The sequence below is a fragment of the Kitasatospora sp. NPDC091335 genome, assembly GCF_044757205.1.
Taxonomy (GTDB): Bacteria; Actinomycetota; Actinomycetes; order Streptomycetales; family Streptomycetaceae; genus Kitasatospora.
This window is the reverse complement of sequence record NZ_JBIVUM010000001.1, coordinates 872,813-886,431: the sequence shown is the minus strand read 5'-3', so window position 1 is coordinate 886,431 and position 13,619 is coordinate 872,813. Positions and strand designations below refer to the sequence as shown.

16 protein-coding genes are annotated in these 13,619 nt (G+C 73.3%); 9 read left to right on the top strand and 7 right to left on the bottom strand.

Going from position 1 to position 13,619, the window contains the following annotated elements; all coding sequences use genetic code 11:
- Positions 1-146: 146 nt before the first annotated feature.
- Both ACIQOW_RS04160 and ACIQOW_RS04155 read left to right on the top strand, forming a co-directional pair.
- The gene (locus tag ACIQOW_RS04160) at positions 147-926 is read left to right on the top strand and encodes a helix-turn-helix transcriptional regulator (RefSeq protein WP_401079807.1); all 780 of its coding nucleotides are present in this window, start codon (positions 147-149) and stop codon (positions 924-926) included.
- Positions 923-1,114, top strand: a complete 192-nt coding sequence (locus ACIQOW_RS04155) for a DUF397 domain-containing protein (protein ID WP_401079539.1) — start codon at positions 923-925, stop codon at positions 1,112-1,114. The genes ACIQOW_RS04160 and ACIQOW_RS04155 overlap by 4 nt, the downstream gene beginning before the upstream one ends.
- A gap of 41 nt (positions 1,115-1,155) precedes the next feature.
- On the opposite strand, the gene ACIQOW_RS04150 is transcribed toward ACIQOW_RS04155, so the two are convergent.
- Genes ACIQOW_RS04150 through def form a run of 3 tightly spaced genes read right to left on the bottom strand, consistent with a single transcriptional unit; the run spans position 1,156 to position 2,566 of the window.
- Positions 1,156-1,293 carry a hypothetical protein gene (locus ACIQOW_RS04150; protein ID WP_401079537.1) on the bottom strand — a complete coding sequence of 46 codons (138 nt, stop codon included), beginning with the start codon at positions 1,291-1,293 and terminating at the stop codon, positions 1,156-1,158.
- 23 nt (positions 1,294-1,316) lie between these two features.
- Positions 1,317-1,985 carry a class I SAM-dependent methyltransferase gene (locus ACIQOW_RS04145; RefSeq protein ID WP_401079535.1) on the bottom strand — a complete coding sequence of 223 codons (669 nt, stop codon included), beginning with the start codon at positions 1,983-1,985 and terminating at the stop codon, positions 1,317-1,319.
- Positions 1,982-2,566: a peptide deformylase gene (def, locus tag ACIQOW_RS04140; RefSeq protein WP_401079532.1), complete on the bottom strand. Its 585-nt coding sequence runs from the start codon at positions 2,564-2,566 to the stop codon at positions 1,982-1,984. Before def ends, ACIQOW_RS04145 begins: the two co-directional genes overlap by 4 nt.
- Positions 2,567-2,626: 60 nt before the next feature.
- Here def and ACIQOW_RS04135 point away from each other — a divergent pair, with 60 nt between their 5' ends.
- Positions 2,627-3,160, top strand: coding sequence for a winged helix-turn-helix domain-containing protein (locus ACIQOW_RS04135; RefSeq protein ID WP_401079530.1), 534 nt, complete (start codon positions 2,627-2,629; stop codon positions 3,158-3,160).
- A 36-nt stretch (positions 3,161-3,196) separates the two neighbouring features.
- On the opposite strand, the gene ACIQOW_RS04130 is transcribed toward ACIQOW_RS04135, so the two are convergent.
- From ACIQOW_RS04130 to ACIQOW_RS04115, 4 genes are all read right to left on the bottom strand, one after another.
- Entirely contained in the window at positions 3,197-3,730 is a 534-nt protein-coding gene (locus tag ACIQOW_RS04130; protein ID WP_401079528.1) for a hypothetical protein, read from the bottom strand.
- A gap of 123 nt (positions 3,731-3,853) precedes the next feature.
- The gene (hemC, locus tag ACIQOW_RS04125) at positions 3,854-4,789 is read right to left on the bottom strand and encodes a hydroxymethylbilane synthase (protein WP_401079526.1); all 936 of its coding nucleotides are present in this window, start codon (positions 4,787-4,789) and stop codon (positions 3,854-3,856) included.
- A 146-nt stretch (positions 4,790-4,935) separates the two neighbouring features.
- A complete protein-coding gene (locus ACIQOW_RS04120) occupies positions 4,936-7,242 on the bottom strand; it encodes an FtsX-like permease family protein (protein ID WP_401079524.1) in 2,307 nt (768 codons plus the stop codon).
- Positions 7,239-7,964: an ABC transporter ATP-binding protein gene (locus ACIQOW_RS04115; protein WP_401079522.1), complete on the bottom strand. Its 726-nt coding sequence runs from the start codon at positions 7,962-7,964 to the stop codon at positions 7,239-7,241. The genes ACIQOW_RS04120 and ACIQOW_RS04115 overlap by 4 nt, the downstream gene beginning before the upstream one ends.
- A gap of 138 nt (positions 7,965-8,102) precedes the next feature.
- On the opposite strand from ACIQOW_RS04115, the gene ACIQOW_RS04110 reads away from it, so the two are divergent.
- The 6 genes from ACIQOW_RS04110 (at position 8,103) to ACIQOW_RS04085 (ending at position 13,433) form a co-directional block, all read left to right on the top strand.
- A complete protein-coding gene (locus ACIQOW_RS04110; RefSeq protein ID WP_401079520.1) occupies positions 8,103-8,933 on the top strand; it encodes a sensor histidine kinase in 831 nt (276 codons plus the stop codon).
- A gap of 11 nt (positions 8,934-8,944) precedes the next feature.
- Positions 8,945-9,646, top strand: a complete 702-nt coding sequence (locus ACIQOW_RS04105; RefSeq protein ID WP_401079517.1) for a response regulator — start codon at positions 8,945-8,947, stop codon at positions 9,644-9,646.
- 188 nt (positions 9,647-9,834) lie between these two features.
- Entirely contained in the window at positions 9,835-11,040 is a 1,206-nt protein-coding gene (locus tag ACIQOW_RS04100) for a cytochrome P450 (RefSeq protein WP_401079515.1), read from the top strand.
- A 102-nt stretch (positions 11,041-11,142) separates the two neighbouring features.
- The gene (locus tag ACIQOW_RS04095; protein ID WP_401079513.1) at positions 11,143-12,300 is read left to right on the top strand and encodes a type III polyketide synthase; all 1,158 of its coding nucleotides are present in this window, start codon (positions 11,143-11,145) and stop codon (positions 12,298-12,300) included.
- On the top strand, positions 12,300-12,884 hold the full coding sequence (locus ACIQOW_RS04090; RefSeq protein WP_401079511.1) for an NUDIX hydrolase: 585 nt from the start codon (positions 12,300-12,302) through the stop codon (positions 12,882-12,884). The genes ACIQOW_RS04095 and ACIQOW_RS04090 overlap by 1 nt, the downstream gene beginning before the upstream one ends.
- Positions 12,885-12,983: 99 nt before the next feature.
- Positions 12,984-13,433, top strand: a complete 450-nt coding sequence (locus ACIQOW_RS04085; RefSeq protein WP_401079509.1) for an SHOCT domain-containing protein — start codon at positions 12,984-12,986, stop codon at positions 13,431-13,433.
- The last annotated feature ends 186 nt before the right edge of the window (positions 13,434-13,619 follow it).

The following is a 13,619-nucleotide window of genomic DNA, read 5'->3' as shown; positions in this document are numbered from 1 at the left end:
ACAGCCTTTTGTTTCGTGGCTCAATCACAGACGGGGTGGTCGCGATGGGTGCGGCGCGCAACAGCGAGTCGGGCGACGTGATGCGGACGGAGTTGCCGGAAGATCTGACGGAAGTCTCGGACTTCTTCCATGCGATCGGGAAGTAGATCAAGCTTCTACGGGAGCAGGCCGGACTGACACAGAAGCAGCTTGGCGAGCGGATCGGCTACGGCGAACAGTTGGTCAGCGCGGTGGAGCGCGGACTGCCGACTCCGCAGCCCGAGTTCCTGGTCGCGGTGGACAGGGCCGTCAACGCCGGCGGCCTGATGGCCATCGCGGCGGATGACGTGATGAAGGCGCGGGCCAAAGCGCGGTTGCGACACCCGGCCTGGTTCCGGGGCTACGTGAGCCTGGAGGACGTGTCGATCGAGACGCACGACTTCGCCACGCTCGATATCCCGGGGCTGCTTCAGACCGAGGCGCACGCGCGAGCGGTCTACGCGATGAGGCAACCGGCCCTGTCCGAGGAGGTGATCGAGATGAGGGTGGCGGCCCGAATGGCACGCCAGGAGGTACTGACCCGCTGGCCTCGGGGGATGTTCAGCTGGGTGATCGACGAGAGCGTGCTGCGCAGACCGCTCGGCGGTTGGGACGTGCATGCGGAACAGCTCCGCCACCTCCTGGAGATCGGTCGGACCCGTGGAATGGTCATCCAGGTGCTGCCGCTGGACAGAACCGAGCACGCCGGAATGGGTGGGCCGTTCATTCTGATCACCCCCAAAGGGCGGCCTCAGCATGGCTACATCGAGGTGCAGACGAGCAGTAGGCTGATCACTGATCCGGATGAGGTCCAGATCATGAACGCGCGCTACAACATCCTCAGGGCGCAGGCCTACAGCCCCGAGGAGTCCCTGGCCTTGATCGAGAAGATCCTGGGAGAACGATGAACGCCGAGTTGGCATGGTTCAAGAGCAGCTACAGCGGCAACGAGGGCGGTGCCTGCGTCGAGGTCGCCGACACCCCCGGCACCGTCCACGTGCGTGACTCCAAGGACAAGTCCGGCCCCCAGCTCACCTTCTCCCCCACCGCCTGGCAGGCGTTCGTCACCTTCGCCGCCACCACCGAGGCCGCCTGACCCTACAGATCCACTCTGTACGGGTCCGGGGCCGGCGCGCGTCAGCCGCTGACGCTCTCCTCGCCGTTCTCGATGTGGCCCACGAAGCGGCGCCGGTAGGAGGAGTCCCCGGTGACGGTGAGGGTGAGGTTGTCGGCGCCGCCCTTGACCGGAACGGTCTCGGCGGCAGCGCCGAGCACGTCGAAATGCCGCGGGAGGTGACTCAGCCGGTGACGGGGCGGCCGGCGGCAGGCGTGGCCAGCAGGCAGACGTAGGAGCGGTCGGCTCGCTGCGGGTGCGGCTGTTCGAGCCGGGTCGTGACGGTGAAGCCGGCCCCCTCCAGCAGCTCGACGAGGCGCGCCATCGGGACCAGGTGCGAGGCGTACGACACCGGGTGGCCGTACGCCCGGGCAGGGCGCAGCAGTTGGGCCTCGCCCGCGTGCCCGCCGAGCAGCAGGTGGCCGCCGGGCGCGAGGACTCGGTGGAACTCGGCGAAGAGTTCCGGCAGTTGGCCGGCCGGCGTGTGGTGGACGGAGTACCAGGCGAGGATTCCGCCGAGCGCGCCGTCCGGAAGGCCGAGGGCGGCCATCGAGCCCTGTACGTAGCGCAGTCGGGGATATGCCCGGCGGGCGAGGGCGACCATCTCGCCGGACACGTCGACCCCGAAGGCCGACAGCCCCAGGCCGGACAGGTACGCCGTCACCCGCCCCGGCCCGCAGCCGAGGTCCGCGACCTCGCTGCCGCCGGACTCCCGCACCAGCTCCGCGAAGGCGGCGAGCATCGCCCGGGACGCCGGGTCCATGCCCTCCGGCGGGACGACGAGGCGCAGGTAGTCGGCGGCGACGGTGTCGTACGACGCGCGGACGGCGGCGAGGTGGGCGGGCTCGGTCACCCGGCCGCCTTCGCGGCCCTGGCGGCGCGCTCGGCGAAGATCTTCTCCCGCCGGTCGGCGGTCTGCTTCATCATCCGCTTGCGGTCGCGGGCGGAGAGGCGGTCGATGTAGAGCCCGCCGTTGAGGTGGTCGGTCTCGTGCTGGAGGCAGCGGGCGAAGTAGCCGGCGCCCTCGATCGTGATGGCCTCACCGTGCTGGTTGACGCCGCGCACCACCGCGTGGGCCGGGCGAGCGAGCCGGGTGTTGGCGCCGGGGACGGAGAGGCAGCCCTCGGTCTCCTCGATCAGGGCGCGGCCCGGCTCCTGCTCCTCGACCACCGGGTTGAGGATGTGCCCGGTGTGCCGGACGCCGTCGTCGTCGGGGCAGTCGTAGACGAACAGGCGCAGGTCGACGTCCACCTGGTTGGCGGCGAGGCCGCAGCCGTCGGCGACGTGCATGGTGGCGAACATGTCGTCGATGAGCTGCGCCAGGCGCTCGCTGCCGAAGTCCTCCTCGGTGGCCGTCCGGCAGGTGCGGCGCAGGATCTCCTCCCCCACCTCGGTGATCCGCAGGACGGTCGGGGGTTCGCGCAGCTCGGACACGGGCGCTCCTTCGAGGGACTGGGCTTGCTGTCGACTTTGCAAAGTAGCAGACTTTGCAAAGTGACCGAAGACCTCGTCAGAACCGGGTCCCTGCCCAACGGCCCGCTCCCCGAGCACGCCGTCCGCACCGCGCTGCTGGAGCTGTTGGCCGAACGCGGCACACTCACTTCCACGGAGGCGGCCTCGCGACTGGGCTACAGCTCGGGCCTGTGCTCGTTCCACCTGCGGCAGCTGGCCCGGTACGGGCTGATCGAGGAGGCCCCGGCCGCCGACGGGCGGGCCCGGCCCTGGCGGCTGCCGACGGCCCGACAGGCCTTGCCGGAAGGCGAGTTCGGCGAGCTGGCCCGTGGTCTGGAGGACGAGAGCCACCAGCGCTGGCTCGCCCGGCGGGCCGATGCCCCGGCCGAGTGGCAGCAGGACGAGGCCTTCAGCGCCGTCGTCTACCTGACGCCCGAGGAGCTGACCGCCGTCGGCGCGGCCGTCCGGCAGGTGCTGGCCCGCTACCGGGACCGCGACACCGACCCGGCCGCCCGGCCCGCCGGGGCCCGTCCGGTCGCCGCCGTCGCCCGGCTCTTCCCGCTCCTCGACCGGTAACCCGACCGACAACCCGGCCAGCCGGACAGCCGCCGGTCAGACGGTGCGCGAACGCGCCCGCACCGCCCGTACCAGCGGCCCGGCGCCCAGCCCCAGCACCGCCCCCAGGGCGACCCCCTGCACCCCGTCCCAGACGTCCTGCACGTCGCAGGCCCGCCCGATCGCCGGCACCGCGTACTGCACCGCCGACACCGCGAACGGCAGCACCGCCGCGCCCAGCAGCGCCACCGCGGCCCGCCGCCGGGTGCCCGCCAGCGCGGCCGCGAAGCCGACCGGGGCATACGTCGCCAGCTTGATCCCGATGTGCCGGACGTGCAGCAGCTCGTACGGTGACCGCGGCCGGCCGCCCTCCGTCGCGCAGTGCCGGACGCCGCCCTCCGAGAGCTGGAACGCCTCCGGCAGCAGCGTCCCCACGACCACCCCGCCGAGCCCGAGCAGCAGCACGAAGCCCACCACCCAGTGGGCCCGCAGCAACCGCCCCACCGGCCGGTTCCACAGAGCCGCGGGCACCAGCGAGAGCAGCAGCCCGGGCCAGAACATCGGCATCCCGCCGAGCACCGAACTGATCACGCCTCAAACGGACGCCCCGAACACCCGCCCGGTTCTCACCGGGGCGGGGAAAACCGCCGGACGGTCACCGCCCGGTCGCCGTGCGGCCCGCCGACGCGGGATCAGTGCGGCAACAGTGCCGGATCAGTGAGGGATCGAGGAGATCAGCTCCTGCGCCCCCTGCCGCTTGAGCGCCAGCGCCACCGAGGTCCCGAGGTCCTCCGGGCTGAGCGCGCCCGCCCACTCGTGGGCGTCCAGCACCTGCTTGCCGTCCGGGGTGAAGACCCGGCCGCGCAGCGAGAGGCGGCCGTCCCGCTCCGCCCTGGCGTAGCCGGCGATCGGGCTGTTGCAGTGCCCCTGGAGCGCGTGCAGGAACATCCGCTCGGCCGCCGCCTCGCGCCAGGTCTCGTGATGGCCGAGGCCGGTGACCGCCTCGATGGTCGCGGTGTCGCCCTCGCGGCACTGGAGCACGAGGATGCCGGCGCCGATCGGCGGGCACATCGCCTCGATGCCGAGCACCTCGGTGATCCGCGCCTGCTCGCCGATCCGTTCCAGGCCGGAGAGGGCGAGCAGCAGCGCGTCGGCGTCCCCGGCCGCCAGCTTGGCGAGCCGGCTGTTGGCGTTGCCGCGGATCGGGACGCACTCCAGGTGCGGGTGGGAGGCGGCGAGTTGGGCGACCCTGCGGACGGATGAGGTGCCGATCCGGGTGCCGGGCGGGAGGGCGGCGAGCGGCAGGCCGCCGGGGTGGACGAGGGCGTCGCGGATGTCGTCGCGGCGCAGGTAGGCGGCGAACACGGTGCCGGCCGGCAGCGGGCGGTCGGCGGGCACGTCCTTGAGGCAGTGGACGGCGACGTCGGCCTCCCCGGCGAGCAGCGCGGCGTCGACTTCCTTGGTGAACGCGCCCTTGCCGCCGAGCAGGGCGAGATCACCCGTCCAGCGGTCGCCCGAGGTGGTGACCGGTACCACCTCGGTGCGCAGGCCCGGGTGCAGGGCGGCGAGTTCGGTGCGGACCCGCTCGACCTGGGCGAGCGCCATGGGTGAGGAGCGGGAGACGATGCGGATCAGCTCAGCGGTGGCCATGGCGCGATGATAGGCGCCCTCACACCGGGACCTGAGCACGCGTCAGCACAGTGCACGGGCGCGGCGGACCCGGGCGCGACAGGCCCGGACGCGGCGGACGGCCGGCCGGGTGCTCCGGCCGGCCGGCCGCGACCGCCGACGCCCGCTCACTCGTTGTGCAGCACCTCGGCGATCGGCAGCCGGGCCGCCGAGCGGGCCGGGACGAGCGCGCCGAGGACGGCGATCGCGACGCCGGCCACGGCGAGGCCGCTCAGCAGCGGGACGCTCCAGACGTCGATCGTCTCCTCCGTGAACACGATCGTCCCGACGTTCTCGACGATCAGCCGGTGGGCCACCACCCCGACCGGGATGCCGATGATCCCGCTGACCACGCCCTGCCAGGCCACCGAGGTGACCGTCATCGCCACCACCTGCCGGGGCGTCATCCCGATCGACTTCAGCATGCCGAGGTCCCGGCGGCGTTCGCGGATGGTGAGCAGCAGGGTGTTGAAGACGCCCAGCGCGGCGACCACCGACAGCAGCACCGTGAAGATCGTGGTGAAGGCGATGACCGCGGCGATCGGCCCGCCCAGGTCGGGGTCGAAGACCGAGGCCGAGAGGCTCGGGTCGGCGTCCGTGACCGCCTTGCGGTACGCCTCGGCGTCGGCGCCCCTGGCGAGCGTCACGTCGTACTCGACCACGTGCGGGTCGTCGGTGAGCGCGGCCCTGGTGGCGTCGTTGGAGGCGAACGCCCTGGGGTTTCCCTCGGCCTCCTCGCCGACGAGGGTGACGGCCAGCTGCCGCCCGTCCAGGAGCAGGGTGAGCTTGTCGCCGAGCTTGAGCCCGTGCTGCCGGAGGAAGGACGGGCCTGCCTCGATCTCGTTCGGGCCGGTGGCCGGGCGGCCGTTCACCACCGAGAGCCACTTGGCGCCGACGCTGTCGCCGCCGTAGAAGTCGGCGAACGCGGGCTGGGGGTGGCCGGCCAGCCCGACCTGGACCAGCCCGCGGGTGCTGACCCGCTCGGCCCCGGGGGCGGCGCGCAGCATGGCCTCGGTCTGGGCCGGGGTGAGCCTGGGCTCGGTCCTGTCGCCCGAGAAGTGGGCGGTCTGGACGTTGACGTGGGTGTGGCCGTCGGTGTGGTCCACCAGTCTGGTCAGGGTGCTGCTCAGGCCTGCCGTCATCGTCACGGTGACGACGCCGAGCACGATCGCCGCCATGGTCAGCGCGGTACGGGCGGGGCGGGCGAAGGGCTGGCCGAGGCCGAGGCTGACGGCTCGCGGCAGCCGGGTGCCGCTCAGCCAACGCTGAATCCTCAGGCCGCGGCCGTTGCGCGGGGCGCTGCCGGCCGAGATGGACTGGGCGGCGGAGAGCCGGTGGGCGCGCGAGGCCGGGAGCAGCGCGGCGAGGACCACCAGCAGCGGGACGCCGGCCAGGGTGGCGAGCGGCAGCCAGCCGGCGGGCTCGATCACGGCGGTACCGGTGACGATGCCGGAGAACGCCGACTTGAGGATCGGGTACGACGCCACCCAGCCGGCCGCCGTACCGAGGACGGTGCCGGCGACCGCGGGCACCGAGACCATGGTCAGGTAGACGGTGACCACCTGGCGCGGGGTGAAGCCGATCGACTTCAGCACGCCGATGTGCCGGTAGCCGGAGACGACCGCGCCGCTCACCACGTTGCCGACGATCAGCGCCGAGACGACCAGGCCGAGCACGCCGAAGACCGTCATCAGCGGCAGGTAGGCGTCGGCCCCCGCCGAGAAGGCGTCCTTGAGCACCAGGTACGACTGGGCGCTGGTGACCGCTTCCTCCGGCAGGCCCTCGGTGGCGGTGTCCATGGCGGAGGTGAGCCGCTGCTCGCTCGCGGCGTCGGTGAAGCGGTAGAGCATCTGCCGGCCGGTGGGGTGCAGGGCGGCGGCCTGCTCGGGGGTGACCCAGCCGCCGGCGCTCTGGCTCATGCTGGTGGCGAAGCCGACGATGGTGAGGTGGCGGCCGCCGCCGATGGGGATCCGGGAGTCCAGGAACGTCTCCGCCGCGCCTCCGAACAGCGAGTTGAGGACCACCTCGCCGGGTGCGGCGACCCAGCGGCCGGACAGCAGCTCGACCCGGTCCACCGGCCCGGCCCGGTCGGCCCGGCCGACCAGGGTCAGCGGTCCTGGCGGGCTGCCGACCCAGTCGGTGGGGATCTCCACCGTCGCCTGGTCGAACGGCCCGGCGGCCGCCTCGACGCCGGGCCGGCGGGCGGTGGCGGCCAGCTGCTCCGCCGAGGCCCTGGCCGGGTCGAAGGACGCCACGACGTGCGCGCCGTGCTGCCCGTCGAAGGCCTCGTCGAAGGGGGCCCGGGCGGCGCTGATCACCGCGAGGGCGAGCAGCACCGTCGTGGTGGCGCAGAAGACGACCAGGCCGATCACTGCGGTCTGCACCCGGCGGCGCTTCACCGCCGCCCGCGAGGCCCGCCACACGGCTCCGGTCATGACTGCGGCTCCAGCATCCGCTCGTTCGCCACGCGGCCGTCCGCCATCTCGACCAGCCGGCTGGCGCAGCGGGTGGCCAGGGCGGGGTCGTGGGTGACGATCAGCAGGGTCTGGCCGATCTGGTTGAGGTCGATCAGCAGGTCCATCACCTGCTCGCCGGAGCGGCTGTCCAGCGCGCCGGTGGGCTCGTCGGCGAGCAGCAGGGCCGGGCGGTTCATCAGGGCCCTGGCCACCGCGACCCGCTGGCGCTCGCCGCCGCTGAGGGTGGCCGGGTAGACGTCCTTGCGGTGGGCGACGCCGAGTTCGTCCAGCAGCTCCAGTGCCCGGCGGCGGGCCTGGCGGGCGCTGGTGCCGGTCAGCTGGGCGGCCAGGGCGACGTTGTCGAGGGCCGGGAGGTCGTCGATCAGGTTGAAGAACTGGAAGACCATCCCGATGTGGCGGCGGCGGAACAGGGCCAGCCCGTTCTCGTTCAGCGGCCCGAGGTCCTGGCCCTGCACCCGGACGGTGCCGGCGGTGGGCCGGTCCAGCCCGGCCACCATGTTCAGCAGGGTGGACTTGCCGCAGCCCGAGGGGCCCATCACGGCGACCGCCTCACCCGCGCGGATCCGCAGGTCGACGCCGTCGAGCGCCTTGGCGTCGCCGAACTCCTTGTGGACCCCGGACAGCTCGACGACGACCTGCGCGTCGTCCGGCCGGGTGGTCCCGTCGTGGTCGTTGCTCATGGTGGACGACCGTAGGCGCGGGGCCCGGCCGGTACGTCCCACCCCGGGTGTAACCGCGGACGGCCGTAGTACCGGGGATGTACGGGGGCGGCACCCCCGGATGATGTGGATCATGCCGTGACCTGGGAGGATGGTGCTGTGTGGGGAACGGGGTGGGAGTGGGCGGCCGTCGCGACGGCCGCTGCGGCGAGCACGGCGGCCGGCTGGCTGGCCGTGGCACTCGCCAGGGCGCGGCGGCTGCACCGGACGGCCGTCGGCGAGCGCGGCTGGCTGCTGGAGCGGGAGCGGGAGAGCGCGGCCAGGACCGCCGTGGACGCCGAACGGGCCCGGATCGCGGCCGAGTTGCACGACATCGTGAGCCACAACGTGAGCCTGATGGTGGTGCAGGCCGGGGCCGCGCGCGAGGTGCTGGCCACCATGCCGGAGGAGGCGGCGGCCGCGATGGCCGCGGTCGAGGAGGCCGGGCGGGGCACCATGACCGAGCTGCGGCACCTGCTGGGCCTGCTGGCGCCGGCGGCGGGCGGCAGCGAGGAGGCGCCGGCGGACGACTTCGCGCCGCAGCCGAGCCTGGGCCGGCTGAGCCCGCTGATCGACCGGTTCGCCTTCGCCGGGCTGCCGGTGGAGGTGCGGATCTCCGGCGAGCCGCGGCCGCTGCCCGGCGGCATCGACGTGACGGCGTACCGGATCGTCCAGGAGGCGCTGACCAACGCGCTCAAGCACGGGGACGGGGTGACGGCGGAGGTGACGGTGCGCTATGCGGACCACTACCTGCGGGTGGAGGTGCTCAACAGCGGTCCGAGCGTGCTCTCCGGCGGGGCCGCCCCCGCGGCGAGGCCGCCGGACGGCGCCGGACGCGGGCTGATCGGCCTGCGCGAGCGCGTCGCGGTGTACGGCGGGGACCTGGACGCCAGGCGCCGGCTCGGCGGCGGCTTCCGGGTCCGCGCCCGCATCCCGCTGGACCGGCCGTGACGGAGGGAACCATGGAGCACGAGCAGCAGCGGGAGCGCCGCCCCCGGGTGGTGATCGCCGACGACCAGGAGCTGGTCCGCACCGGCTTCCGGATGATCCTCAACGCGCGCGGCATCGACGTGGTCGCCGAGGCCGCGGACGGCGCCGAGGCGGTGGCCGCCGCCGTGCTGCACCGCCCGGACGTCGCGCTGCTGGACATCCGGATGCCCGGCACGGACGGCCTGGAGGCCGCCCGGCGCATCCTGGCGCAGGTGCCAGGATGCCGGGTGATCATGCTGACCACCTTCGACCTGGACCACTACGTCTACGCCGCGCTGTCCGCCGGGGCCAGCGGCTTCCTGCTCAAGGACGTCACCTCGGCCCATCTCGCCGCCGCCGTACGGCTGGTGGACACCGGGGACGCGCTGCTCGCCCCCTCGATCACCCGGCGCCTGGTCGAGCGCTTCGCGGCGGGCGCCCCGCGCCCGGCGCCCGGCAGCGAGGGCCCGCCGCTGCACCGTGACCTCGCGCCGCTCACCCCGCGCGAGGCGGAGGTGCTCGCGCTGCTCGGTCGGGGGCTGTCCAACACCGAGCTGGCGCGCGAACTGACGCTCAGCGAGTCGACCGTGAAGACCCACGTGGCCCGGATCTTCGCCAAGCTCCACCTGCGCGACCGGGCGCAGGCGGTGGTGCTCGCCTACGAGACCGGGCTGGTCGCCCCGGGTGGCGGCTGACCGTCAACATCCGCCCCTGTCACCTCAATTCGCGTGACTATCATCCGAATCTCACTCCTTGGAGTTAAATCTTCACCAAATTCCCCTTTTTGCCATGTCATGGGGCACTATCTGCATGTCCACGCCCGAACAGCTACCGACACCTCGGGCGCCACCACCCGGCATGACGAGAACACTTGGACCGGCCCGTGACCACCACCGCCCCCGTGTGGGACTGCCCCTTCCACCACACCGAAGGCCTGGAGTTCGACCCCCTCCTGAAGCGGCTGCTCACCGAGGACCCGGTCGCCAGGATCCGGCTGCCGCACGGCGAGGGCGAGGCCTGGCTGGCCACCCGCTACGAGGACGTCAAGGTGGTCACCACCGACCGCCGGTTCAGCCGCGCCGCCGGCATCGGCCGCGACCTGCCGCGGATGACGCCCGCCCCGATCGCCCAGGCCGAGGCGATCAACCTGATGGACCCGCCCGCCCACAACCGGCTCCGCCGGCTGGTCGCCCAGGGCTTCACCAACCGTCAGGTCGAGCGGCTGCGCCCGACCACCCAGCGGACCGTCGACGGCTACTTCGACGAGATGACCGAGCACGGCGCCCCCGCCGACCTGATGCACTTCCTGGCCGCCCGCCTCCCGCTCACCACCATCTGCGACCTGCTGGACATCCCCGCCGCCGACCGCACCGAACTGCGCGGCCACGCGGTGGCGATGATGCGGATGGGCCCCGGCAGCCGGGACGGCCAGGAGGCCGCCAAGACGGCGCTGCGTGCCTACTTCGCCGAGCTGACCGCCGCCCGCCGGGCCCACCCCGGCGAGGACCTGATCAGCGCCCTCGCCACCGCCCGCGACGGCGACGAACTGCTGGACCCGGGCGAGCTGACCGTGATGGCGATGGTCCTGCTGGTCACCGGCCACGACACCAGCACCTACCAGCTCGGCAACATCACCCACACCCTGCTCACCCACCCCGAGCAGCTCGCCGAGCTGCGCGCCCGGCCCGGGATGCTGCCCCGGGCGCTGGAGGAGCTGCTGCGCTTCATCCCGTTCCGCCAGGGCGTCGGCATCGCCCGGGTCGCCACCGAGGACGTCGAACTGGGCGGGGTGCTGATCCGGGCCGGCGAGGCCGTGCACGTCTCCTACCTCACCGCCAACCGGGACCCGGCCTTCTACGAGCGCCCCGACGAGCTGGACCTCGACCGCGGCGCGCCCACCCACATGGCCTTCGGGTACGGCCAGCACCACTGCCTCGGCTCGCACCTGGCACGGATGGAGCTCCAGGTCGCCATCGGCACCCTGCTGCGCCGCTTCCCCGGCCTGCGGCTCGCCGTCGATCCGTCCGGACTCGACTGGGAGTCCGGCTCGATCTGGCGCTTCCCGCGCACCCTGCCGGTGGCCTGGTAGCCGGCCCCCTGCCGCCGGGCTCCCCGGCCCGCCGCCGCGCGGCGCCCGTACCGTTCCACGCATCCACCGGCCTGCCACCAGGCCCCCAGGGAAGACCCACCCATGGCAACTCTCTGCCGCCCGGCGATCGCCGTGCCCGAGCACGTCATCACCGTCGAGGAGACCCTCGACCTGGCCCGCACCCTGCACGCCGGCCACCCCCAGCTCGGCCTGGCCCTGCGACTGATCGAGAACACCGGGGTGCGCACCCGGCACCTGGTCCAGCCGATCGAGCGGACGCTCACCCACCCGGGCTTCACCGTCCGCAACGAGACGTACGAGCGGGAGGCCAAGCGGCGCGTCCCCGAGGTCGTCGAACGCGCCCTCGCGTACGGCGAGTTGACGGCCAGGGACATCGACCTGCTGGTCTACGTCTCCTGCACCGGCTTCATGATGCCGTCGATGACCGCCTGGCTGATCAACACCATGGGCTTCCGCCCGGACACCCGCCAGGTGCCGATCGCCCAGCTCGGCTGCGCGGCCGGCGGCGCCGCCGTCAACCGCGCGCACGACTTCTGCCGCGCCTACCCCGGCGCCAACGTGCTGATCGTCGCCTGCGAGTTCTGCTCGCTCTGCTACCAGCCGGCCGACCTCGGCGTCGGCTCGCTGCTCTCCAACGGCCTGTTCGGGGACGCGGTCGCCGCCGTGGTGGTGCGCGGACACGGCGGGCACGGCGTGCAGATCGAGCGCAACGGCTCGCACCTCGTCCCGCACACCGAGGACTGGATCTCGTACGGGGTCAAGGACACCGGGTTCCACTTCCAGCTGGACAAGCGGGTGCCCGGCACGATGGAGATGCTGGCGCCGGCGCTGCGCGGCCTGGCCGGGGAGCACGGCTGGGACGTCTCCGGGCTCGGCTTCTACATCGTGCACGCGGGCGGCCCGCGCATCCTGGACGACCTGTGCCGCTTCCTGCGCCTGGAGCCGGCCACCTTCCGCTACAGCCGGGCGACGCTCACCGAGCGCGGCAACATCGCCAGCGCCGTGGTGTTCGACGCGCTGGCCAGGCTGTTCGCCGACGGTGGCGTGCCCGAGGGCACCACCGGGCTGATCGCGGGCTTCGGACCAGGCATCACCGCCGAGATCTCGCTGGGCAGTTGGGTCGGCACGCCGGCCGAGGGGGCGCGCCCGCGCCGCCCGCGCGCCATCTCCACCGACGACATCGCCCTCGTCCATCCGACCGCCCCCCGCCGTTTCCCGGCCGGCACTACGATCACCTGATGACCGACACCACGGACCGCACCGACGCCTCTGCCAGATCCGTCGAACTCGCCGCCCTGTTCCCGTCGTTGCACGCGCCGCAGTACTGGAGCTGGGGACGGTTCGACGCGCAGTTCTCCACCGAGCTGCCGCCGGACGCGCTGGTCACCAACATCCACCTGGTCGGCTTCGCGGACGGCGAGGTGGTGCTCTGCCGGGACGACCGGGACCACTGGTTCCTCCCCGGCGGCACCCGCGAACGGGACGAGAGCGTCGCCTCCTGCCTGGACCGCGAGCTGCGGGAGGAGGCAGGCGCCCGGCTGCTCGGCGAGCCGGGCTGGCTGGGCGCGCACCGCTGTCGCACCGAGGACCCGCTGCCGTACCGCCCGTGGCAGCCGCACCCGGAGAAGGCCTGGCTGTGGGGCTGGGGAGAGGTCGCGCTGGACTCCGCGCCGACCAACCCGGCGGACGGCGAGCAGGTCGTCGAGGTCCGCGCGATGCCGCCCGCCGAGGCCCAGCGGCTGCTGCTGACCGGGCACGAGGCCTGGTGGGGCGAGCTGGTCGCGCTGGCGGTGGAGCTGCGCCGGCGGGCCGGGCAGGCCTGAGGCCACCCTCCTCCGCCGGTATTCCCACCCGGGCGGAAGATCACTGGAACAGCCCAACAGCATCGAGCTGTGTCTGTTTTGCGGTGATATGACTCGGCCATGGACACCAAACTTCTGGCCGTGGACTACCCGGCGCTCCACATCTTCTGGACGATGCTGGAGCTGTTCCTCTGGATCCTCTGGTTCTTCCTGCTGTTCAAGATCATCACCGACATCTTCCGCAGCGACGACCTCGGCGGCTGGGGCAAGGCCGGCTGGCTGGTCCTGGTGATCGTCCTGCCGCTGATCGGCGTCCTCGCCTACCTGATCGCCCGCGGGCAGTCGATGGGCAAACGGGACGTCGCACAGGCCCAGCGCTCCGAGGCCGCGTTCAAGGCCTACATCCGGGACGCCGCCGGGGCCGAGGACGGCGGTGGGGGCGGCGTCGCCGGCACCGGCGGCGCCGGCCGGAGCCACGTCGACGACCTGGCGAAACTGGCGGACCTGAAGGAGCGGGGCGCCATCTCCGACGAGGAGTACCTGAGGGCCAAGGAGAAGCTCCTGTCCTGACGGCTCCTGACGGCTCCTGACGGAGGCGGACGGGACGGGCCGGCCGGGACGGACGGCACCGGGGCACGACGCGGCCGGGGGCGGGGGGGGGGGGCCGCCCCCCCCCCCCCCCCCCCCCCGCCCCGACCGGCGCGCCCCCCCCCCCCGCCCCCGGCGCCCCCGCCCCCCGTGGCGCCCCCCGGCAGG

What these genes read in the sequence shown, in the direction of transcription:
- ACIQOW_RS04155 (WP_401079539.1), top strand. Translation starts at nt 923, where the DNA reads ATGAACGCCGAGTTGGCATGGTTCAAGAGCAGCTACAGCGGCAACGAG.
- hemC (WP_401079526.1), bottom strand. Translation starts at nt 4,789, where the DNA reads ATGGCCACCGCTGAGCTGATCCGCATCGTCTCCCGCTCCTCACCCATG.
- ACIQOW_RS04120 (WP_401079524.1), bottom strand. Translation starts at nt 7,242, where the DNA reads ATGACCGGAGCCGTGTGGCGGGCCTCGCGGGCGGCGGTGAAGCGCCGC.
- ACIQOW_RS04115 (WP_401079522.1), bottom strand. Translation starts at nt 7,964, where the DNA reads ATGAGCAACGACCACGACGGGACCACCCGGCCGGACGACGCGCAGGTC.
- ACIQOW_RS04105 (WP_401079517.1), top strand. Translation starts at nt 8,945, where the DNA reads ATGGAGCACGAGCAGCAGCGGGAGCGCCGCCCCCGGGTGGTGATCGCC.
- ACIQOW_RS04095 (WP_401079513.1), top strand. Translation starts at nt 11,143, where the DNA reads ATGGCAACTCTCTGCCGCCCGGCGATCGCCGTGCCCGAGCACGTCATC.
- ACIQOW_RS04090 (WP_401079511.1), top strand. Translation starts at nt 12,300, where the DNA reads ATGACCGACACCACGGACCGCACCGACGCCTCTGCCAGATCCGTCGAA.
- ACIQOW_RS04085 (WP_401079509.1), top strand. Translation starts at nt 12,984, where the DNA reads ATGGACACCAAACTTCTGGCCGTGGACTACCCGGCGCTCCACATCTTC.